Below are 21457 nucleotides of genomic sequence, written 5' to 3' on the forward strand. Positions count from 1 at the left end.
TTTTGATAGCTTGCGTGCCGTAGCCATAAAAAACTCGGTACACCTAAATTCTCTGAAACCTGTTTGCCTTTTGCCTGACTACGCAAATAATTATGGCTACGCCTCCCGTCAGGGATACAGATATCAAACCGGTTTTCTATACTGCAAACGGGTGAAAGTTGGACTTATGTCATACTGATAGCGCAGGGTGGCGTAAGCCATGGGTAACGTAGTGCAGTCAAGTATCTCGGAGATTCTTCACTATCTCTTTCAGAGACCCTCAGCGAACATTCAGAATGACACTTTTAAACAGTTTCCAGTATATATATCTTTTTATTACACTTAAGTAATTTCAAAATTTTTATATAAATTTGGTTTGATTGCTGAGCAATGACGTGACATATATAACTTCTATTTGATAATCAAAAATTTATGGTTCTTCGTATTTTACTTACATATTAAGCCGTGAAATATAAATTTATACTTGTAATCATAATGAAATATAGAAACTAAATTAGGTATTTTCACTAAAGCGGTAAACAGAATTTTATTTAGAGTTAGATATCTAGTTGTAACTGCAATTTTTTTGACACAGCAATCTACACATGAACTCTAAATTTTTTAGTACTTTCGCTGCGGTCAGTACCTTAGCTGGAATTGTGGTAACTGCTGGAACTTCTAGTGCAGCTTCTATTAGCTATACTGCTTCTTCTGGTGATTATGCTATCACAAATTTTAATCAAACACTCAGTTTACAGCAATTTGATACTTCTCTTGGTATACTGACCAGTGTTACCTTGGATATTGTTGGCTTCATCAATGGAAATGCAAAATTTGAAAGCTTAAATGCTGCTTCATCTCTAATCAGAGCAAACGTTAGTGCAATACTCAACTTAACTCAGGGTGGTGTAACCTTATTTTCACTTAATCCCTCTAATAGTAAGTCTTATCAAGCTACTGCATTTGATGGCGTGGTTGATTTTGCTGGTACTTCTGCAATCACACTTGATATCATCCTGGATGAAGATGTCGCGACTCGGACTTTAACCAATAATCTAGAATCATTTATTGGTTCTGGTAATGTTAACTTTTTGGTTTCAGCTATAGCTGACTCAAGTGTTACAGGATCAGGTAACATTCTTTCTCAAATCGGTACACTTGCTAAAGGACAACTTACAGTTACATATAACTACGATGCTTCCACTTTGATTAAGATACCTGAAGCCTCCCTCCACTTTACTGGGATTTGTTCTAATTGCTGGGTTTCGTTTGTTGTCACAAGCAAAAAAAAGCCGATTTAAAATCTCAAAGTCATAGATTTCTGTAATTGAGAGATTTTTTCACCCTGTAATCAAATTTAGGATTGAACAGTCTACTGTGTGAATATATTTAGTTATTTTTTATCGTATCTTCTACCAAGGTACGATAAATTGCTATTTTCAGGTAAAATATTTTTTACCTAAAAAACTCTCTATTCTATGCCACAGACTGTTAACCTTTTACTGGAACTTTGATTCTGGGGAACTTATGCATAAAGCATCTGGTGTTGCAAATGATATTAAGCTATTAGTTTTAGATATAGATGGTACGATCGCAGGGCATGACAATCAAGTAAGTGAAACTGTCAGGCAAGCCATTCAAGCAACGCAAGCGAGGTGCATTCAAGTGGCTATAGCCACGGGTAGAATGTATTGTTCAGCTTTGCGGTTTCATCAAGAAATCAATTCTACTCTACCATTGGTAGCCTATCAAGGAGCTTGGATTCAAGACCCAAGTAATCAAAGAATTCATCGTCATTTGGCTGTTTCCAGGGAAATTGCGCAGCAATTACTAGACTATTTTGAACAGCCTGAATTGCTTTCTCTGCTGTCTATCCATTTTTACATCAATGACCAGCTTTACGTGCGGGAAATCACCACTGAAACAGAAAATTATGCCCAACGCTGTGGTGTTACTCCTATACCCGTCAGTGATTTACGTCAAGTCTTAAGTAACGAACCCACTAAGGTTTTAGCTTTGTGTGATGACGCGAATTTAATTCAAGCACTTTTGGGTAATTTACGTATTCAATACACACCAGCAGAACTATATATGACAAGATCTATTGCTACTTTCTTGGAAGCAACTAACCCTGTTGTCAATAAAGGAAGTGCTGTACGTTATCTCGCAGAAGAAGTGCTGGGATTAGAAAGCGATCAGGTCATGACTATTGGTGATAACATCAATGATGTAGAGATGCTGGAATATGCAGGTATTGGTGTAGCTATGGGTAGCGCCCCAGATTCAGTAAAAGCGCTCGCTAATTGGGTAGCTCCGAGTGTAGAAAATGATGGAGTTGCGATCGCAATTGAAAAATTTTTGCTCTAAACATGAGAAAGCGCACCAGCCACTGGCTGTGTTTCGTCTCGGTGTCCTTGCTGGTTCGCTCCTCACAAATCAACTAATATAGCCCAGTAGATTCATCGCGTCAATAGGATTTTATATTTTGGATTCACCCCACGGATAAATCCGGGGGCTTGTACCATCAAAATAATTATTACTCAAAGTTTTTCAGTTGATGTCATAGGAAATAGGGCTACAGGAAAAACCTGAGATTATTTACAACTCAACAGGTGCAAACACGCCTAATTTCGTTTCTAACACAGCCCTCAAGACCAACTGAGTAGCTATTAACAATCCCAGTCTGGCTTGCGCTAACTCCAAAGACTTAATTTTCACTTCACCCCAAATTCGGCAGTGACACCAAAAGCTTTCAAAAGCTTGGCTTAATTTCAATGCCGCTTTTTCCCAATTAACCGAGCTACTAAAATCAGAAACGACCAAATCATCCACCATTTTCACCAACTGATGAATGAGTCGAATCTCCTCTAATTGATGGAAACGTAGTGTTTGATCAGAATTTAACCAGGGTATAGCCTGTGCGGACAGAAAACACTGAACACCAGCATCATTATCTGTCAGTTGAATTAATCCCTCTTGGTGAGCTAATCGTAATAACGAACAGCAGCGTGCGTGAGCATATTGGACTGTAAAGAATGATTTCTTTTTATTTCTCAGGAAAGAAGAGTCAGGGGGCAAGGGGGAAGGGGCAGAAAGTAATATATTATTCTCCCCATCTCCCCATCTTCTCATCTCCCCTTTCATACTCTCTAACCTTAAACTATCGACGGTCAGATTATTTAACCACCACGCTAAAGTAGGATCAGTTAGTTCTATATGAATCCAATCAGGAGGAACTATTTGCACACTAAAAATTTCCCCACAATTTGCTGATAAATAAGCAGCAAGTTCCCTGAGAATTGCCATTCTATGTGAATTTTTAGATGCTGAAATTTGCTGACCTAGACTGGAAATATATAAAATTTTTTCAGCATCTGTGTCTTGATATAGAGGAATTTTTCCCCTTCCTATGCTTAGAATTTCTTCATCCTTAGTATAAACACTTAGAAAATTCAAAAAATGGAGATATACTAATTGTTTATTTGAGGTATACTTCTTAAAAAGTAGCCAATAATGCACGTAGCTATTTGGGGAACTTTTGTGATTATCACCATTTTATCCTGTTCCATCCACCTTTAGATAGAAGTTTAGTCTAGGTAAAGAAAAATGAGAGTAGGATAAAATTTCATGAATAATTGATGTTTAGTGAGTAAACTTTACTACCCTCATTGTACAGTAAGAAGTATAACAAAAGAGTAGATAGCAAAAACTGCTTTGTACTCTTTGGATAGCTGACGCTGTTAGGCGTTAAGCCTACCCTGTTAACACAAAGACACTCCTTGCACCTTTTTATTTAGTCTTTGTCTTCAGCCGAACGCTCTTTGTTACCTATGCAATCTCAATCCTCCTTTTCCGAAGCATCACGGCCTTTTCTAACTTGGCAACGAATTCTTGATTGGGCTCAAGAACACTACCGCTGCCGCACCTTCAGCAAAGATGAGCGCATTCCCGCCAGACCTGGCTTGCTCTATTTAGTCCAAAGGGGTGCAATCCGCATGGTAGGAACAGCCCAAGTTAGTGCCACTGCCAGCCAGTTAACATCTCGACGCATCAATAGAACCCCAGAAGAAGCCTTCTTAGGTTTTGTGGGAGCAGGACAACCTTTTGAAATTGTGGCTCAGTCACCATTCACTCTCCAGTCTTATGCCCACGTTGACCAAACTGCGGTGTTATGGATGTACTGGCATGATTTAGATAACTGGCCTCACTTCCGTCGTGAAGTAATGGATGCCTTTAGATATCAACACCAACGCAAGCTGTTATGGCTCAGTGCATTGGGACAGCGACGCACCATTGACAGACTACTAGGATTCCTCACATTGCTGATTGAGGAATATGGAGAGCCAGCAATGAGCGAAACTGATCCCGATGTAATTCGTGGCTATTGTCTGCCCTTCCCTCTCACTCATGCCCAAATTGGTAGCGCCATTGGTTCAACTCGTGTCACAGTTACCCGTTTAATGGGTAAATTGCGTCAACGTGGACTAATCCTCACCCAAGGGGATAATTTGATTTGCTTGCCAGCAGAGTCAATTAACAGAACCAACTAAAGCGCAATCAGAAGCTAGCTTGAGAGCGTATTAACTTGGTACTTGCTATTTTATAAGCCATAACTAGCAGGAGTCAGCGGATTTTAACAAACCCAGTTTGGGTAATGAGTTCCTGTCCCTGCTCTGTTAGCAGTAAGTTAGCATAAGCAACACCAGCTTGCTCTTCAGTTTGACCATTCTGTTTGACCACCACAAACAGATTGCGGGTAATCGGGTATTTTCCTGATTGAAACGCTTTAATGTTCAATTAATTCCGTTTATCAGGACATTCATTAGGGAGAATAAATGGTTCTTGATAGGGAGCAATGTATTGTCCTGGCATTCGTCCCAAGGGTAAGGGTTTAATCGAACATTGAGGAACAACCTCTGGGGCAGATGCGTAATACATTCCACCAGGACTATGAGCCAACTTTTTTAAGGCTTGGGTGGTCGTGGAGATAAACTCTATTTGGGGGCTGAAAGCTTGACCACCCAAAATGTCTTGAACAAAAAGTTCTACTGTGCCGCCATTATTGATACGACGAGAATACGGCTTGATCGGCAAATTGGGGCCACCAACTTGGTTCCAATTATTGATCTTGCCTGTGTAGATTGATTTAAGTTAGTCTATTGTCAATACTGGGATATTCAGGTTGGGGTTAACGGCTACTGCTAAGCCATCAATGGCTACAGGAATTTGATTGAGTTTAAATCCACGCTGCTGGGCGCGGCTTAACTCTTGATCTAAAATTGGTTGGGAGGAATGGACAAAAGTTAGTTGACCATCAATTAATGACTGTATGCCTGTACCAGTGCCTGGAGCCTCATTACTGGGTTGTACATAACGTAGCCGAAACTCTGGTCTTGCTGCTTGAATTGCAGGGTCAATTGTCAGTCGAATTGGACCCCAAGATGTACTACCTACGTAGTTAAACAATCAGGTGGCGACATTCTTTACAGCAGAGAAGCTGGTACCTTGAGGTTGTGCCGATGTGTTCTGTGGTTGGTTTTGATTACTGGAGCTAGAATTATTTGACTGGGAGCTAATAATTTTATTCAGGTCTACATTTGACTTTCTGCTAAACTAGCAAAAACCACCAGCTACCAATAAAATTGTTGTTAACAGAGATATTGTCAGAACCAGAGTTTCATTTTCTTGAGACATGATGAATTAATCCACTGTTCGATGGGAATAGTCAGAAACCTTATTACAGCAGGAGTCAGGAATCAGGAGTAAAACTCTCTTCCTGTGGGAGCAAGGCGATTTTATGAGGTGGGGCAAAAAGTGTGCTTTTAGCTACGCCAACCATAGATATGGCTAAAATATTTTCCTAGAATTAAAGTAAAATAAATCACATCAAACAAATAAAATTGCAAGACAAAGTATCTTCTCAAAATATCCTAAGGAGACTTGCATTCAATAATCTATGGCTGGTGGGAATAAGCTGCTTAGGTCAGTAATCAAATAAGCGTGTATTGATTAGAATAGAAAATTCTGTTAAATGGGAGTTGCAGGTCTAAAATATTAGACAGTTCCAAGATGGATAAAAGAGGTAAAAATGGAATTACAGAAATTATGCCAACTTCCAGCTATCCATTGACAAGGAAGATGTAACATAATATCCGCATTTTTTTTTTACCAAAATTTAATGTTTCCTTTCATTCTTAAACTGACAACTTGTATCTATATTTTTGTACGGTAAGTGATTTTTATCGATGCCTGTTTTGGGTTTAGTGATCGCACACTTACTTTTTGCCACACCTCACAAAATCGCCTTGCTCCCCTTGCTGTCTAGGTTTCAATTTAGACTCATTGATCTGCAATCTGCTTTATTGTTTTAAACATCTTCTGAAATTCTGAGTTCGGATGCTCAATCCCCATATGAAGTTGAATCAGGTAGAAATTTAAGTATTTCCCCAATTACCCGTAAATACAAATGCCTCTTAGGGTTGGCGTTGACCTGGTGCAAATTCCCGTTGTTGGTATTGTTCTGGTAAGGTTTGGGGATCGCCTGGATAACCAATTGCGCTCGCAGTTATTGGCTCATACCCCTCTGGAAAATTGTATAGTTCTCGCGTCTTGGAAGCCCCTTAAATCCTCCTATTTGGTGGACAAATAACCCTAAGGAGGTAACCTGAATGGTGAGACTACAAACTGCTGCCCCCACATCATAAATAGCATGGCAGTTTGGATTGCCATTTTTCTCATTCTCAAAATTAAGCTTGGCTACCGCAATCATCAACACAGGAGCATATTTCGCCCATACTTGATTTGCTTCAACCAGACAACTGAGTAACTGGTTAAATTGTGTGGGATTTTCCTGTATCGCCACAATAAAATGCCAAGCTTGTTCGTTGTAACAAGACGCTGTCCAACGAGCAGCTTCCAATAAACTACAAATTGTTTCTCCAGCAATGGGTTTGTTAGAAAATGCTAACGGACTCCAACGTTGTTGCAATAATTGATGAATTGGATACTGGGAATTAGAGGGTTTTTCTATGATGAGGTTGTGTTAAATTTTTCAGTTTTAGTTTTTGGGAATTGGCTCAAAATCATACCCAGTGCGCGAGCGATTACGGAGAACAATTTTTACAAGTTGGACTGAGGTATTGCGATCACCTGATGGTAAAAAGCGAATTTTCCCAGCCAGCAGCACCTGTGGGAGAAAATTCAGGTGATAAAAGGGCTTTATGGACTCCAGCACAGCTGGGATCGGTTTCTAATGGCGCGATTAAGGCTCTTGTGGCATCATACGCCAAGGCAGTACCCCAACTCACATCACCACCCCATAACTGTCGGGATTTTTTGGGAAAATCGGATTTGGAATCAGCATCAATATGCTAGGGAACTGCTACTACCATTCCTACAGCTTGTTCTCTACCAATTTCCAAAGTTTTCAGTGTGTACACATCATCTCCTCCTAATAATGTCAGACGTTTTTGATTCACCTGAACTACTTGCAATGCTTTGTCTAAAGTTTCGGTGTTAGCAGCTAACATTAAAACTTCTGCATTTTGCCCAAGCCCCTGTTCTACACTTGTAGCTCCACTAGAATTTGCTTGAGATCAATCAGATTCGCGAGTTACTTCTCGACCCTCAAGTAAAATATATGTCTAATGCTGCACTTGGGTCAGTACCAATAGGTAAATATGCAACAATGCTATAGTTCTTTATCAAGCCGATATGGGCATTATTCAGATATATAACTGCTTCTAGGTCCTTTAGTTTTAGTTTTAGGGATCCTGTGAAGTTAGTGATCGCTTGCTCATAATTTTTAGCAGCTATAGCCCTAGTGCCATCTTTCTTTTTTAGCTAGAGAAATATCGCCATGACTGAATATTTTTTCTCCAAAACTAATACGTTCGCCAATTAATTTATTACTGTTATTAGTTTCATTACAAGTAGTGCCACTTTCATATTTTAGTACAGATTTCTTAATAAAAAACTAAATACGACCACCTAGTATATCTATTGTTAACAGCAGGGATATAACTAAAACCTTAGGTTCATTTTTTTGTTACATAAACTATTTTCAATTGAGTTGAATTTACTATTAAATTGTGCAATCTCTTTCTCCAGCAGCATATTGTATCAACAATCTCTGATAATTCATAACTAGTACCAGATGCTTTTAGAGCATTGAGGATTATATTTCATATATCAATCGAAATAATGTTGTTACAGCAATGGCAATTAAGGCGGTAGCAACTGCGAAAATAACTACTTGCAGAATTAATGCCCAGGCTACTCCTTAACAATGAGAGAGATCAAAAATATAACGACAAAAGTAATTCCGGGGATAATCAATAACTCAAATTTTTCTAACCAGCGTCTAGTTTGAGCAAAAATTAAACCACTTAAAATTACAACGGCAATAGCCAAAGTAATAATGGTGTTTTTAACTAGACTAAGAAGTGTGATCGCTATTAAAGCCCCTTCAAATCCACTAAAAGCAGCCCCAGCTAATAATTCCCATGTAGCAAAAGCCGATTGTACTGGTACTGGTGGAAGTGGCTGTGGGAAGAACTGTGGGAGGCCGTGGAGACAGGGCTTCTAGAACTTCTGCAGCTGAATGAAAGCGTTGATTGGCAGCAGTTAGCAGCATTCTGTCTTCAGCTAGTCTGTCCTTGACAGTGGCTTGTGTGCACCATTTCCACTGATTATTGTAGGCATCAAATAGTTTATTTGCTTCTTCCCCAGTGAGTAAGGTAATGAGGGCAACTCCTAAGGCTTATAAATCTGTAGATGGAAACACTTGATTTCCAGACATTTGTTCCCGTGGTGCAAATCCCATAGAATAAATTCCTGTGGAAGCAGTAGAACCACCAGGGGCATTAGTCACTTGTTTAACTGCACCAAAATCCAAGAGAAATAGTCTACCATCCCGACGGCGCATAATATTGGAGGGTTTAATATCTCTGTGGATAATGCCTTTGTTGTGGATAAAAGTTAGAACTGGGAGAATTTATGTGAGTATTTGTATTATCCCTATTTCCGAAAATTTGCCTTCTTGAACTAATTCTTCTTCTAGATTTTGCCCATCAATATATTCTTGAACTAGATAAGAAAAACTGCTTTTGTTGTCCAGGTTGTAAACTTTGGACGGGTACAGTAAACTTCCATGTTAGTTATTTGTCAATAGTCAGTAGTCAAAAGTAGTTCGCTAATGACTACTGACTACTGACAAAATGTTTATTCTGCTTCAGCTAGGTTGGGCGTTAATGTATCCAATGCAGTTACCACTAGATTCTTTCGTGATAATTTTAACGTATCGCCATCCCATCCAGGGGTAGCAAACTGAGGTAAAATTTCCTGACTAAAAGCTTCTGCTGCTTTGGATCTATAGCGATTGGGATTAAAAATCAGCCACAGGGTTCGCTTGACAACTACACCTTCAATGGGAGTACGGTGTAGCACACCCATTTGTAATTCTTTCGCGATCGCAGAGGTAGAGACAAAAGCAGCCCCTAAACCAGACTGCACTGCATTTTTAATTCCTTCAATGGAATTTAGTTCCATTTCAAATTTAAACCGCCTAGTATCAATTTCACAGCGTGCTAGTACCTGATCAATGACTTTGCGGATAGTAGATTGGGAATCGAGAGCAATGAATTGCAGCTTATATAGATCGTCTTTTTGGATGGTATCTAATTTGGTAAAGGGATGGAATGTAGGTAAAATTAGCGCCAGTTCGTCTTCAGCATAAGGAACAATTTCCAAAGATTCTGTCAGTTCACCGGGGATCTCACCACCGATAATTGCTAGATCAACTTGTCCATTAGCCACGCTCCAAGCGGTACGACGGGTAGAATGGACGTGGAGTTGTACAGCTACATCGGGATATTTTTGTCGGAACATCCCAATCATGCGCGGCAAAAGATAAGTACCGGTAGTTTGAGAAGCTCCGACAATCAAAGTACCGCCTTGAAGATTTTGTAAATCCTCGATCGCGCGGCAAGTTTCTTGACACAGACTGAGAATTTTTTCACCGTAGCTCAGGAGTAGATGCCCTGCTTCGGTTAATTGAGCGCGTCGTCCTCCCCTGTCGAATAAGGGGACATCCAGCTGGCGTTCTAGATTTTGAACCTGTAAACTGACTGCTGGTTGAGAGACGTAAAGACTATCAGCGGCGCGTTTGAAGCTCCCTTCTTGAGCGATCGCTTTGAGAATGCGTAACTGATCTAAAGTGAAAGGAAGGTCAGACATAAGGCTCAACCCACAAACTTTGAAAGGAGCGGATTTGGCAATAAATCAGGGTGGATAGCTTTGTAGCTAGGCATGATTTATGACATTGTTAGATTTGAAGGCTTGATACGAAAAAGACATTACCACAACATCTTGACTAAAATCCTCTTGTGTATAATCTGTTAAAGGTCAAGATGCTTACCAATAGTAGCTTCTTTCATTGAGAATTTTAAATTTTTCATCTGGAATTGAGTTGTGTCTATGATGCCGAATCCTTGGTTCACCACCAGTCATTCTGTGATGCTGGGATTACAATTAGCTTTTGTGATCGCCCACAGCGGAGGCGCTGCTTTGCGTCCTTGGGCAGAAACACACATCGGACCAAGACTATATCGCATTTTGTTTGCATTAGTTAGCTTACCCTTAGCAGTGATATTAATTATTTACTTTTTTAATCACCGTTATGATGGCTTGCAACTTTGGCAGGTGCAAGGCATACCGGGAGTAAAAGCAGTCGTTTGGGTATTGTCAGCGATTTCGTTTTTATTTTTGTATCCTGCTACTTTCAATCTACTAGAAATTGCGGCTATTCAAAAGCCCCAAGTCTATCTTTATGAGATAGGAATTATTCGTATTACCCGCCATCCGCAAATGGTAGGACAAGTGATTTGGTGTCTTGCCCATACCCTCTGGTTAGGCACTACCTTTACTCTTGTTACATCAATGGGTTTGGTATTACACCACTTATTTGGAGTTTGGCATGGCGATCGCCGTTTGAGCAACAGCTATGGTGAAGCATTTGCCGCAGTCAAACAGCGAACTTCAATAATTCCCTTTCTCGCAATTCTTGATGGTCGTCAATCTCTCCAAGGGCATGAATTTCTTCGTCCTGCTTACTTGGGAGTTGCCATTTTTATATTCCTGCTTTGGTGGTCTCACCCTCTGTTAATCCTGGGAACGAGTAGGATACCATGGTAGTTTTAAGTGATCCCCAAAATACACTGAACATAACTAATTTCATCAAATCCCTGCTGTTCAATCAGCCCCAAATTGATGTAGAATATCTTAGAATAGATGTCAGTAAAAGTTAATTAACAGTAAGTAATCTCTTGCCAATTAGTAGCTTTTACTAAAATTGACTCAGATCACACTTCTGGTCTAGAATATTCAGTAAATCAGCGAAAACCTATCCATCCACTTTGATAAAGCTATCAGCTAACCACTATCAGCAATGGTAAATAACTCGCCACTTGTGCAAGAAATCTACTAATCTGAGTAAGGTTTAATAGTTCGCCCTTGGTGGGAGAAATATTTTAAGTTTAATGCTGACTGCTGTTTTATACTGATAAGTTGTTTCACTAAATGTGACAATAACTAATCATCTTTATTTAGGCAACAACGCCTAAAAAGGAGTAGGATTTCTAGTAGGCAGCTAGATATGTCGTTTCATCCTGTAGACCAGATAGCATACACTGCCATCATGATATTCGGATTTAGGCGTTACTGCTCACTTAGGATTCCGTAAACAAGAGTAGCAGGAAGAAAATGCTAACTATGGCGATCATTTTGGGATTAGGATCATTGCTCCCATACTCCTGATCAAGCATTCATCAAAGTCTAAAAACGACTAGGCTTTGAACAGCAGGAAACCGCAATCAGGAGTTGAACATAAAAGAAGCCACCGTGAATTTGATCGCGCTGGCTTTTTTGTCAACCAAATCATAATAGAATCACTTGCCAATCCCTGCTACTGGTAGTTACTTTGATATAAAAACCTTATAATTCAAGAGGCGTCATGGTGTTGTCGGTCAGTGAACGGACATTTACTCAGGAAGTTTTAGAATCTCCGATTCCAGTTTTAGTTAATTTTGAGGCTCCTTGGTGTGGCTTGTGTCGGATCATCCACCCATTATTGCTGCAATTTCAAACTCAATGTAGCGATGAAATAAAACTTGTAGGGGTTAACGCTGATGAAAATTTCAAACTATCTACCACTTATAGACTTAAGTCTCTACCAACTTTACTGTTGATTGAAAAAGGTATAGTCCGACAACGCTTAGAAGCTTTTCGCAGTAGAGACGACTTTCGTATGGCTTTAGAAGAAATTAAACTCAGCTACAGTAGTAGTTATAAAATTTACAATAGCTCAGAAACAGCTGACTTGGAGTGCCAATCGGCGTAATTGTGAACAGGTAACAGGGGGAGGTTTTTCTTCCCAGTACCGAGTACCTAGTACCCAATCCCCAGTCCCCAGTTCCCAAATATAAAACCATGCTTAACACCTCACCCGAATCTGATTGGGTGGGGTATTTTATTATCAATCAGGCCGACATCATTTGTTTGTTGTTCGTGTGAAATGAGGTTTATTTGGTTTATCCTGATTGATCCAATAAAATTATAGCTGTCACAATTATTAATAGTTCCGCTCTGGACAGTTGCCTGTGGAAGAAACTTGTACAGCACTGTCCTAAACTTGTCAAGAATTCTAAAAGTAGGCGTCAGTGATGGAAGCAATCTATCAGTATGCCTGGCTGATTCCAGTATTACCTCTTTTGGGAGCAATGCTGGTCGGTCTAGGGCTAATCTCAAAAAATCAGGTGACAAATCGCCTGCGACAGCTTAATGCAGTGGTAATTATCTCCCTCATGGGAGCAGCTATGGGACTGTCGTTGGCCTTGCTGTGGAGTCAATTTCAAGGACATGAGCCTTATCTCCGCACGCTGGAATGGGCAGCAGCAGGTAATTTTCACTTGACTATGGGCTACACTATTGACCACCTAACAGCCCTGATGTTAGTAATTGTCACAACAGTAGCCTTCTTAGTCATGATTTACACTGATGGCTATATGTCCCATGACCCTGGGTACGTGCGGTTTTACGCCTATCTCAGCTTATTTGGCTCTTCAATGTTGGGGTTGGTCGTCAGTCCCAACCTGGTACAAATTTATATCTTCTGGGAATTAGTAGGGATGTGTTCCTACCTCCTGGTTGGCTTTTGGTATGATCGCAAAGCGGCAGCAGATGCTTGTCAAAAGGCATTTGTAACTAACCGCGTTGGTGATTTTGGCCTACTTCTGGGTATTCTGGGGCTATTTTGGGCAACAGGTAGCTTTGATTTTATGATCATGGGTGATCGCCTGGCGAAACTGGTAGAAACAGGTTCTGTGAGCAATTTTCTCGCCATCCTGTTTGCGATTTTAGTCTTCCTTGGTCCAGTTGCCAAATCTGCCCAATTCCCCCTCCACGTCTGGCTACCAGATGCAATGGAAGGTCCTACACCCATTTCTGCCCTCATCCATGCGGCGACAATGGTAGCAGCAGGTGTATTCCTGATTGCGCGCATGTACCCAGTATTTGAACACGTTCCCGCTGCAATGACCGTGATCGCTTTTACTGGGGCATTTACAGCGTTTTTGGGGGCTACAATCGCTATTACCCAAAACGATATCAAAAAGGGCTTGGCTTACTCCACCATTTCCCAACTCGGTTACATGGTAATGGCTATGGGAGTAGGCGCTTATAGTGCGGGATTATTCCACCTCATGACCCACGCCTATTTCAAGGCGATGCTATTCTTGGGTTCAGGTTCGGTGATTCACGGTATGGAAGGCGTGGTTGGTCATGATGCTGTTTTAGCACAGGATATGCGGTTAATGGGTGGACTGCGGAAATATATGCCCGCCACCGGTATCACCTTCTTAATTGGTTGTTTGGCCATTTCCGGAATTCCTCCCTTTGCTGGTTTTTGGTCAAAAGATGAAATTCTTGGTGCCGCTTTTGCTGCTAACCCCCTGTTGTGGTTCATTGGTTGGGTAACAGCTGGGATTACCGCTTTCTATATGTTTAGAATGTATTTCTCGACATTTGAGGGCAAATTTCGGGGTAATGATGAAAAAATCAAAACCGAACTCAAAAATGCTGCGGCTGGGGCTGCTGAAAAATTAGGTGCTGTGGAACTAGCACCTAACTTTGGACCTGGGGCGATGAAAAAAGGTGAACTAGATAATCATTCTCATGACTCCCACGGATATCACAGCACTTCTCCCCATGAGTCTCCTTGGACAATGACTCTACCGTTGTTGGTGTTGGCTGTGCCTTCAATTTTGATTGGTTTGGTGGGTACTCCCTACGCCAATTATTTTGAGCAGTTTATCTTTTCTCCCAATGAAAGCCTGGCAGAAGTGATGGAAAAGGCTGCGGAATTTGACCCCCATGAGTTTTACATTATGGCGGGTAGTTCTGTGGCTATTTCTGTGGTGGGGATTACTTTGGCGGTGCTGATGTATTTAGCCCAGAAAATTGACCCTGCCGCGATCGCATCTAAAATCAAGCCACTGTATGAATTATCCTTGAACAAGTGGTACTTTGACGATATTTATCATCGTGTGTTTGTGCTTGGTTTGCGTCGTGTTGCTAGACAAGTGATGGAAGTTGATTTCCGCGTTGTTGACGGTGCGGTTAATTTAACTGGCTTCTTTACCTTGGTTAGTGGTGAAGGTTTGAAATACCTAGAAAACGGTCGGGTTCAATTCTATGCCTTAATTGTTTTTGGGGCTGTTTTGGGCTTGGTGATTGTTTTTGGTGTTACCTGATTTTAATGGGGGTGGGCGTTTGTCCGCCCCTAGATTATTTTTTTCACGCAGAGGCGCTCCAGACGCAGAGAGTAATTTTGTTTCGCGCAATCGCTCTTAGCGATCCCGAAGGGTAGACGCTAAGGAGCAAAGGTGCAAAGTTTTAGATTTTGAATATGTGGATACCCAATCCATCCATTAGTTATAGAAGTTACGCATTGACAAAAAAACTCATCCATGAGTCTTAAGCAGCAATGTAGTCGCGCACAACTAAAGTGAATAAGTTCCTTTGCAATTCATACCAATTAGAAATTATGTTTTCAGAGCGCATTGTTTCTAAACGAACAAATGCTTGAAGTGAACAAAATATCTGTGTTTCAATTCCTTGGCTATCTCTAACCATAAATCGAGAAATTCCACATACTTGTTTGATGGCTCTATGAAAACTTTCAATCCCCCAATGAGTATTATGAATTGTCACAAATTCACTTTTGGTGATTTGATTGAGAGCTTCTTCATCTGGTAGATAAACTATATAGTCTCTAGAGTCTTCTTTTTTGAAGTCTTGTCTAAACAGTTTGATCAATCGAAATGCTCTCAAATGAGTTATCGAACCTTCATCGGTAATTTCTAAACTCCTTAATAGACAATACTTTTCCAGTTTATTTGATACAGTTCTACTTTTGTCAATCCCAAATAGAAAACCCAATTTCTGGTTTTTCGAAAATTCTCAGCTTTCTACCCCTGAATACCAACTGTCTCCTGTAACTATTCTTGGTTTTACACCCCAATCAATCACTTCCTTGAGCATTTCCTGAAAATAATCGTTCTTCGTCTTTCCCTCCTTCTTCTCGTATATTCTGTAATTTATCGGTACTGAATTTCCATACACATCACTGTAGTACAGTGTGATTAAATTTATTCCTTTCATGGTCTTATGATATTTCCTAGACCAAAAATAACTGATTAATTCTGCATTTTTTGGGTCACCATACAATTTTTATACTACTGTGTTATCTACACTTGAAATCCCTCCTAGTATATTTATGATTTTCTTTACTGTATCGAATAAATATTTCGGTTCCTATCTTCTCTCTGAGCAATAATCTATTCACACTGTCATGTGAAACGTTTTCCAACATCTCTCCCAATCTACAACGTCCCCGATGCTTTGGTTCTGATAGCAAAAACAGAGTGTAATGTTCCAGATTGCATTCTGCTGTAGAAGGTTTAGTTATTTCTCTAATTCTCCTAAGTAGATAACATTTTTTACCACTACACTATTTTGCTACTTTCTCAATGCGTAAGTCCTAATTCTCTAAGAATTCAGGAGTCAGGAGTCAGGAGTGAGAATGTTTGAGAAATTGGTTAATTATCAGTATTTTTGGCGTTAACCTGAAAAAGATAACTGCTGTTCGCGTAGAGTGCCGTTAGGCATTAGCTGAATGCTTACCAAATTCTAAACTCTATTTCCCGATAACTGATAGTTTAAAATTTGGTTCTAACCTTGACTGTGTAACCTACTCATTTCGTACTGCACATCTAAAGCAATTTGCAAAGCTTCATTTAATAATCGTCCATGTTCAGTTGCTTGTTCAGTAACTTGCATAGATGTTAAAGTAGCCAAATTATTGGTAAATAACTCAGAATTACTTAAAATGAAATTCTTATTTTCTCGTAAAATTCGTTCTGTTTTTAATGCCCTTACTAAATCTAATTTTGTAAGGTTCAGAGCTTCAATCACTTTTTTTCTTTGCTTGATACCTACTTCTAAATTACCAGCTTCTTCTATTTGGTCGTTAATATTTATAGCGTTAATTACATCATTGTATCGTTTCACATCACTAAGTAAAATTCCCAAAGAATTTGTCATATTACTTTTGAGAAAATTACTTTTAATCTTCCACACCATATATAAGATTGTCTGGATAAAACCACCTATCCAGATACTAAGTAAAATTAATAGTATCCCAGATGGTATAGGAATTTTAATAACAAACATTTTGAGAAAAATATCAAATAAAAGATATAGAGAGACAAAAGTACAACAGCCAATAAAAACTACAGTGGCACCTTCAGTAACTCGCATCTTTTCTATTAAGTATTCTCCCCATTTACCTAGATACTTTGTAATAAGTATCAATTCATTATTAACAGGTAAATTAGTTAATTTATCTAACTGTTGATGACTAATTTCCAGGCCTTCTAAATCATCGCGCACAGTTTCCTAAACCTCATTTAAATAGTAATTTACTCTAATATAGCAATCAAATTTCGGGAATGGTAATCAGCATGTTATTTTACCAAAACTTTATCTAAATTAGATAAAAAATAGATTTTTCCCAGATGAGAGTTTATTAAAACTATGCTTCAATCAATTATTATAGTTTAACGCCCAGGATAGATGACAGCAAATATTAATACTTGCAAATGAATTTATGTATTAATAATAGCGAATAAATAAAATCCAGTCACAGTAAATATCAAGAGGACAGTAGCAGCATAAACTATGACATCTCTGAGAATAAATAAGATCCAATCTTTCCTAAGGTCCTGTTTAAATTTGATTTCCCTTAACTTGCGCTCAAGTTCTACATCTTCTTTAGCAGGAAAATTAACGGTATTACTGGCATATGTATTATCAAAAATTTCTGCTGTACTCTGTGTGTGATCTTCAGTTTCTAGAGTTTCAGCAAAACTTTGTAATTCCTGATTTCTTTGAGTTGAAACAATTGGTAGGCTGTACTGATTTATGGCTTTTATTTCTTTTTTGATCGCTTTCTTAACAACTTTAACCACCAATGCTTCCAAACTTTTATCAGCCATCTGTTTTTAAGTTAAATAACTTCTATTGTGACATTATTAAGTATAGTTCAATTGCTTGACCAACAACTTATGTTAAGGCTACAGCAATGAAAACTTTAAGTACACAATATTGCAGGTTGTAGGCAGTACAAAAGAAGCGTAAAAACTTCACTGCTGATTTTTGCTGTATGATTAAATGAAAGCCAAGTCAAGTTAATTAGGGTAAAGGTAAAAATGGTAACCGTGGTTGTCCTATTTAACATCATCCTCTCCCTGATCCTCTTTTATGTAGCTTGGCAAGTTTGTCAACTTACGCACAAACTGGGAATTATTGCAGATAGGTTAAATTCCTATGAACACGCTACTTATGTTGTCCTGTCTACAGCACCAGCAAAGATTTATACAGGACAACAGCAAATTTATAACTTGCGGCAGAAAAATCAAAACCTCAAACTTCAAATTCAACAAGTGCGGCAGATTCTGAACCTCCTGCTACTGGGGAGAAAAATTTGGCAGAGGTATCTGTGACCGAAAACAGAGTGTGGGGTGTAGGGGTGTAGGGAAAAATGGTTTGTCCCACACCCAAAAAGGTACAAGCCGAGATCTTTCACTTCGTTCAGGAGGCTTTGCGATTTATTGATGGAGAAGAGAGAGTGTGTTCCCGTAGCGTGCCGAAGGTATCAAGCTCCTGGATTTATCAGTGGGGTCTTCAATTTTGAATTTTTAATTTTGTTGGTGTAGCCTGCTGTAAGAACTATTTTTAATTCCCCGAAGGGGTTTATCTGAATCATTAAAAGCAAGTTCACATACTGATACATTGTCAGCAGAGATTGACCATATAAAATCCTCTTACTATTGCCAGCGGATAAAACCCACCTAAAATGGGTATAAGGAGATAAACAATAACAATGTCTAATAACCGTTCTGGAGTATTTATTGGCGGCTTGATGCTAGGGGCTACTATCGGTGCTTTAACCGGGTTGCTGGCTGCTCCCCGCGCAGGCCGAGAAACGCGCAAACTGTTGAAAAAATCTGCTGATGCTTTACCGGAATTGGCAGAGGATATATCTACAACTGTGCACATTCAAGCAGACCGACTTTCTGCCAGCGCACTAAGAAATTGGGATGATACTTTAGAGAGATTGCGGATAGCGATAGCAGCTGGAGTCGATGCTACTCAACGTGAAAGCGGAGCCCTCAGACGGCAAAATTCTGCTGAAAGCGAAAGCGCAGATCCTCTAGTCCAGCATCTGGAACGCTGATAAATAGCACAATCGTGATAGATCAATACTTTTTTGCTAACATAAAGCTCACAATCTAGGATTCTCAGCATCGTCAACAACTAAAAAATCTGATTGTTTTGTTCTTTTGTAACTGGATGCAAGTTTTCCTATGTTTCCAGCATATCATTTTTTGTTAGGAAAAGTTACAAAAATCAGCGTTTTGGCTACTGTTTATGAACCCTCTGTTTTGGCTGGGACTGTCCATCCTCTTAGTCGCTGCTAGTTTAACTGCTGTATTAGTAGTGGCTATACCCGCTTTGCAGGAGTTAGCTCGCGCTGCTCGCAGTGCCGAAAAGTTGTTTGATACTCTCTCAAGGGAGTTACCACCCACTCTTAACGCTATTCGCAATACCAGTTTAGAAATAACAGATTTAACCGATGATGTGAGTGAAGGTGTCAAAAGCGCCAGTCAAGTCGTAAAACAAGCAGATCAAAGCCTGGATAGCGCCAGAAAACAAGCACAGAATATTCAATCCAGCACACGCAGCGTGTTAGTAGGAATAAGAACTGCGTGGCTAACTTTTACGAGTCAAAGAACTAATAAACGCAGCAGCATAGAACGCTTACCAATAAATGATCAAGCACAGCTAACCTTACGAGAGCGAGAAATGCTGAGGCGAGAAAATAGGCGCACAGAACAAGAAACGTACCGCAACAATAATGGTTACAACAAAGCTGTGAATTGGGAAAATGATTTTAATGAGGGAGACTTAGTTTCCAAATCAGCCCCCTTGGAAGATTGGTCTGATTGATAGAGGGTGAGGGAGAGAGATGGGGAGGATGGGGGAGTAATTTCTTCTGTCACCTGTCACCTGTTCCCTGTTCCCTGTTCCCTGTTCCCTTAGATTAGAGTAAAGTAAACAAGTGTAAAGAAGTATCACTTTTCTCGTACTCTTTAAAAACAACTTGTTCACTTCTACCCTTAATTTTTGTATAAAAAATTCCATGCAGCTTTGTTTTTGGCGACGATTTTTGGTATCCCTTGCAGTATTTTTCTTTGCTGGATCAATTTGGGCGATTAATTCTCCATCAGCCCTAGCTTATGAAAACCCGGATTTACTACCTGAAAGATTTACTCCAGTTGTGGATTTGGCCAAAACTCTCCCTGACCCCCAGGAGGAGAAATTAGTCCAAGAGTTAGAACAGTTTGAAACTAATACTGGCTGGAAATTGCGAGTATTAACCCAGTACGATCGCACCCCAGGGAGAGCGGTAATCAAATATTGGGGTTTAGATGACAAAAGTATTCTGTTGGTTGCAGATGCTCGTGGTGGTAATATTCTCAGCTTTAGCGTGGGTGAAGCGGTTTATGAACTTTTACCACGCACATTCTGGATTGAACTGCAAACCCGTTTTGGTAATTTGTACTTTGTGCGGGAACAAGGAGAAGACCAAGCCATTCTGCAAGCTTTGGATTCAGTGAAAGGCTGTTTACTCAAAGGTGGTTGTAATGTCGTTCCTGGACTACCAAGGGAACAATGGATTCTCACCGTGATTACTTCAGCTGTTGGTGGAGTCATTTGTGGCTTTGCTGCTCAACCCCGCAATGATAAACAAATTTTTGCTTGGCAATGGGCGTTAATTTTCTCACCTTTGTGGGGAATTTTGTTTATTGCTTTCGGTATTGCACCGGTAATAACTCGTACCAGTGATTGGGTGCCTCTGGTTCGTAATATTTCCGCCTTTTTAATTGGTGTTTTGGTTGCCTATTTATCTCCTGTTTTCAGTCGTCCTTCTTCCAGTACTGAGTCTTGAGTCAGTTATCAGTTGTCAGTTTTTATAAAAAAATAGGCTGAAAGCCCCGGATTTATCCGTGGGGTGAATCTAATAATCCAAAATCTAAAATCCAAAATCCTGTGAGAGGGTGACTGGCGTTCGCGTAGCGTGCCGGAGGCATACCCAAAGGGGGCAAGCCTGATTAAGGAAGTTTTGATGATGAATGTAGAATCTCCGTGGCTTTAGCCTGGAGAGTGTCAATAGTTAGCAAGCTATGCAGGTGTAAACTTCAAAGATACACCATTCATACAGTAACGGAAGCCAGTAGGTCTGGGTCCATCATTAAAAACATGGCCTAAATGTCCACCACAACGACTGCAATGTACTTCCGTTCTAGTCATGAAAAATGACCGATCTACAGTAGTAGCGATCGCACCCTCAATTGGTTTAAAAAAGCTTGGCCAGCCAGTACCACTGTCAAACTTGGTATCTGATGTAAATAAAGCCTGTCCACACCCAGCACATACATAAGTACCCGGCTCATAAGTTTTATCCAGAGGACTAGTATGAGCGCGTTCTGTACCATGTTTCCGCAGGACCTGAAACTGTTCCGATGTTAAAATCGTTTTCCACTCTTCTTCAGGTTTGGTAACTTCAAACTTAGTATCTGCATCTGCCATATTTTCAGAACTCCCATTGATATAACGTAAAAAAAAGGCTGTGCCAACCAATACGGCACTAATTTGTAAAAAATGGCGTTTCTCCATATATCTATTATTTGCTATTTTTTCCTTCCTTAGCCAACTCATCCCCGATCAGGATTGATCGATCATCAGCGATCGCTCTGAAAAATACCTGATAACTGGATTAAAATTAGTTAAAAAGGTT

The 21457-nt window shown here is 39.9% G+C and carries 18 protein-coding genes and 4 pseudogenes; 11 read left to right on the top strand and 11 right to left on the bottom strand.

All coding sequences use genetic code 11. From position 1 onward, the window contains the following. Positions 1-584 precede the first annotated feature (584 nt). Positions 585-1280, top strand: a complete 696-nt coding sequence (locus AAZO_RS00640; RefSeq protein WP_013189798.1) for a choice-of-anchor E domain-containing protein — start codon at positions 585-587, stop codon at positions 1278-1280. Positions 1281-1506: 226 nt separating this feature from the next. Beyond that, on the top strand, positions 1507-2346 hold the full coding sequence (locus tag AAZO_RS00645) for a Cof-type HAD-IIB family hydrolase (protein ID WP_013189799.1): 840 nt from the start codon (positions 1507-1509) through the stop codon (positions 2344-2346). Between the two features lie 231 nt (positions 2347-2577). Here the strand turns inward: AAZO_RS00645 and AAZO_RS00650 are convergent, their stop codons facing one another. Continuing rightward, positions 2578-3498 carry a DALR anticodon-binding domain-containing protein gene (locus AAZO_RS00650; protein ID WP_013189800.1) on the bottom strand — a complete coding sequence of 307 codons (921 nt, stop codon included), beginning with the start codon at positions 3496-3498 and terminating at the stop codon, positions 2578-2580. Between the two features lie 311 nt (positions 3499-3809). Here AAZO_RS00650 and AAZO_RS00655 point away from each other — a divergent pair, with 311 nt between their 5' ends. After that, positions 3810-4529 carry a Crp/Fnr family transcriptional regulator gene (locus tag AAZO_RS00655; protein WP_013189801.1) on the top strand — a complete coding sequence of 240 codons (720 nt, stop codon included), beginning with the start codon at positions 3810-3812 and terminating at the stop codon, positions 4527-4529. Between the two features lie 73 nt (positions 4530-4602). Here the strand turns inward: AAZO_RS00655 and AAZO_RS00660 are convergent. The 3 genes and pseudogenes from AAZO_RS00660 to AAZO_RS00665 form a co-directional block, all read right to left on the bottom strand. Next, positions 4603-5673, bottom strand: a pseudogene (locus AAZO_RS00660) (PstS family phosphate ABC transporter substrate-binding protein). Between the two features lie 360 nt (positions 5674-6033). Further along, positions 6034-6189, bottom strand: a pseudogene (locus AAZO_RS33055) (ISLre2-like element ISCst1 family transposase); the annotation flags it as partial. Positions 6190-6544: 355 nt separating this feature from the next. After that, entirely contained in the window at positions 6545-6967 is a 423-nt protein-coding gene (locus AAZO_RS00665) for a nitroreductase family protein (RefSeq protein WP_228371422.1), read from the bottom strand. 83 nt (positions 6968-7050) lie between these two features. On the opposite strand from AAZO_RS00665, the gene AAZO_RS42020 reads away from it, so the two are divergent. Next, positions 7051-7353 carry a hypothetical protein gene (locus AAZO_RS42020; RefSeq protein WP_338027005.1) on the top strand — a complete coding sequence of 101 codons (303 nt, stop codon included), beginning with the start codon at positions 7051-7053 and terminating at the stop codon, positions 7351-7353. Here AAZO_RS42020 and AAZO_RS42025 read toward each other — a convergent pair. The 3 genes and pseudogenes from AAZO_RS42025 to AAZO_RS00680 form a co-directional block, all read right to left on the bottom strand. Next, the gene (locus AAZO_RS42025; protein WP_338027006.1) at positions 7350-7508 is read right to left on the bottom strand and encodes a hypothetical protein; all 159 of its coding nucleotides are present in this window, start codon (positions 7506-7508) and stop codon (positions 7350-7352) included. The two genes, AAZO_RS42020 and AAZO_RS42025, sit on opposite strands and share 4 nt — an antisense overlap. Before the next feature lie 647 nt (positions 7509-8155). Beyond that, positions 8156-9125 (bottom strand): annotated as a pseudogene (locus tag AAZO_RS43120) (protein kinase domain-containing protein); the annotation flags it as partial. 76 nt (positions 9126-9201) lie between these two features. Next, the gene (locus AAZO_RS00680; RefSeq protein WP_013189803.1) at positions 9202-10215 is read right to left on the bottom strand and encodes a LysR family transcriptional regulator; all 1014 of its coding nucleotides are present in this window, start codon (positions 10213-10215) and stop codon (positions 9202-9204) included. Between the two features lie 240 nt (positions 10216-10455). Between AAZO_RS00680 and AAZO_RS00685 the strand changes: the two genes are divergently transcribed. From AAZO_RS00685 to AAZO_RS00695, 3 genes are all read left to right on the top strand, one after another. Then, complete coding sequence (locus AAZO_RS00685) at positions 10456-11172, top strand: NnrU family protein (protein WP_013189804.1); 717 nt, start codon at positions 10456-10458, stop codon at positions 11170-11172. A gap of 817 nt (positions 11173-11989) precedes the next feature. Continuing rightward, entirely contained in the window at positions 11990-12376 is a 387-nt protein-coding gene (locus AAZO_RS00690; RefSeq protein ID WP_013189806.1) for a thioredoxin family protein, read from the top strand. Between the two features lie 322 nt (positions 12377-12698). Beyond that, a complete protein-coding gene (locus AAZO_RS00695) occupies positions 12699-14786 on the top strand; it encodes an NAD(P)H-quinone oxidoreductase subunit 5 (protein ID WP_013189807.1) in 2088 nt (695 codons plus the stop codon). A 223-nt stretch (positions 14787-15009) separates the two neighbouring features. On the opposite strand, the pseudogene AAZO_RS00700 reads toward AAZO_RS00695, so the two are convergent. From AAZO_RS00700 to AAZO_RS34680, 3 genes and pseudogenes are all read right to left on the bottom strand, one after another. Next, a pseudogene (locus tag AAZO_RS00700) lies at positions 15010-16012 on the bottom strand (IS701 family transposase). Positions 16013-16266: 254 nt separating this feature from the next. Next, positions 16267-16986, bottom strand: coding sequence for a hypothetical protein (locus tag AAZO_RS00705; RefSeq protein ID WP_013189808.1), 720 nt, complete (start codon positions 16984-16986; stop codon positions 16267-16269). A 215-nt stretch (positions 16987-17201) separates the two neighbouring features. Then, positions 17202-17591 carry a hypothetical protein gene (locus AAZO_RS34680; protein ID WP_013189809.1) on the bottom strand — a complete coding sequence of 130 codons (390 nt, stop codon included), beginning with the start codon at positions 17589-17591 and terminating at the stop codon, positions 17202-17204. Between the two features lie 213 nt (positions 17592-17804). Here AAZO_RS34680 and AAZO_RS00715 point away from each other — a divergent pair, with 213 nt between their 5' ends. The 4 genes from AAZO_RS00715 to AAZO_RS00730 all read left to right on the top strand — a co-directional run bounded on the left by AAZO_RS00715 (position 17805) and on the right by AAZO_RS00730 (position 20608). Further along, a complete protein-coding gene (locus AAZO_RS00715; protein WP_013189810.1) occupies positions 17805-18098 on the top strand; it encodes a hypothetical protein in 294 nt (97 codons plus the stop codon). A 380-nt stretch (positions 18099-18478) separates the two neighbouring features. After that, positions 18479-18832, top strand: coding sequence for a YtxH domain-containing protein (locus tag AAZO_RS00720; RefSeq protein WP_013189812.1), 354 nt, complete (start codon positions 18479-18481; stop codon positions 18830-18832). 194 nt (positions 18833-19026) lie between these two features. Then, on the top strand, positions 19027-19605 hold the full coding sequence (locus AAZO_RS00725; RefSeq protein ID WP_013189813.1) for a DUF948 domain-containing protein: 579 nt from the start codon (positions 19027-19029) through the stop codon (positions 19603-19605). A gap of 193 nt (positions 19606-19798) precedes the next feature. Further along, positions 19799-20608, top strand: coding sequence for a TPM domain-containing protein (locus AAZO_RS00730; RefSeq protein WP_013189814.1), 810 nt, complete (start codon positions 19799-19801; stop codon positions 20606-20608). A gap of 233 nt (positions 20609-20841) precedes the next feature. Here AAZO_RS00730 and msrB read toward each other — a convergent pair whose 3' ends face one another. Then, a complete protein-coding gene (gene msrB / locus AAZO_RS00735) occupies positions 20842-21336 on the bottom strand; it encodes a peptide-methionine (R)-S-oxide reductase MsrB (protein ID WP_013189815.1) in 495 nt (164 codons plus the stop codon). Positions 21337-21457 lie beyond the last annotated feature (121 nt).

Origin of the sequence: 'Nostoc azollae' 0708 (assembly GCF_000196515.1) — a bacterium.
Taxonomy (GTDB): domain Bacteria; phylum Cyanobacteriota; class Cyanobacteriia; order Cyanobacteriales; family Nostocaceae; genus Trichormus_B; species Trichormus_B azollae.

What these genes read in the sequence shown, in the direction of transcription:
- AAZO_RS00640 (WP_013189798.1), top strand. Translation starts at nt 585, where the DNA reads ATGAACTCTAAATTTTTTAGTACTTTCGCTGCGGTCAGTACCTTAGCT.
- AAZO_RS00645 (WP_013189799.1), top strand. Translation starts at nt 1,507, where the DNA reads ATGCATAAAGCATCTGGTGTTGCAAATGATATTAAGCTATTAGTTTTA.
- AAZO_RS00655 (WP_013189801.1), top strand. Translation starts at nt 3,810, where the DNA reads ATGCAATCTCAATCCTCCTTTTCCGAAGCATCACGGCCTTTTCTAACT.
- AAZO_RS42025 (WP_338027006.1), bottom strand. Translation starts at nt 7,508, where the DNA reads ATGTTAGCTGCTAACACCGAAACTTTAGACAAAGCATTGCAAGTAGTT.
- AAZO_RS00680 (WP_013189803.1), bottom strand. Translation starts at nt 10,215, where the DNA reads ATGTCTGACCTTCCTTTCACTTTAGATCAGTTACGCATTCTCAAAGCG.
- AAZO_RS00685 (WP_013189804.1), top strand. Translation starts at nt 10,456, where the DNA reads ATGATGCCGAATCCTTGGTTCACCACCAGTCATTCTGTGATGCTGGGA.
- AAZO_RS00690 (WP_013189806.1), top strand. Translation starts at nt 11,990, where the DNA reads ATGGTGTTGTCGGTCAGTGAACGGACATTTACTCAGGAAGTTTTAGAA.
- AAZO_RS00695 (WP_013189807.1), top strand. Translation starts at nt 12,699, where the DNA reads ATGGAAGCAATCTATCAGTATGCCTGGCTGATTCCAGTATTACCTCTT.
- AAZO_RS34680 (WP_013189809.1), bottom strand. Translation starts at nt 17,591, where the DNA reads ATGGCTGATAAAAGTTTGGAAGCATTGGTGGTTAAAGTTGTTAAGAAA.
- AAZO_RS00715 (WP_013189810.1), top strand. Translation starts at nt 17,805, where the DNA reads ATGGTAACCGTGGTTGTCCTATTTAACATCATCCTCTCCCTGATCCTC.
- AAZO_RS00720 (WP_013189812.1), top strand. Translation starts at nt 18,479, where the DNA reads ATGTCTAATAACCGTTCTGGAGTATTTATTGGCGGCTTGATGCTAGGG.
- AAZO_RS00725 (WP_013189813.1), top strand. Translation starts at nt 19,027, where the DNA reads ATGAACCCTCTGTTTTGGCTGGGACTGTCCATCCTCTTAGTCGCTGCT.
- AAZO_RS00730 (WP_013189814.1), top strand. Translation starts at nt 19,799, where the DNA reads ATGCAGCTTTGTTTTTGGCGACGATTTTTGGTATCCCTTGCAGTATTT.
- msrB (WP_013189815.1), bottom strand. Translation starts at nt 21,336, where the DNA reads ATGGAGAAACGCCATTTTTTACAAATTAGTGCCGTATTGGTTGGCACA.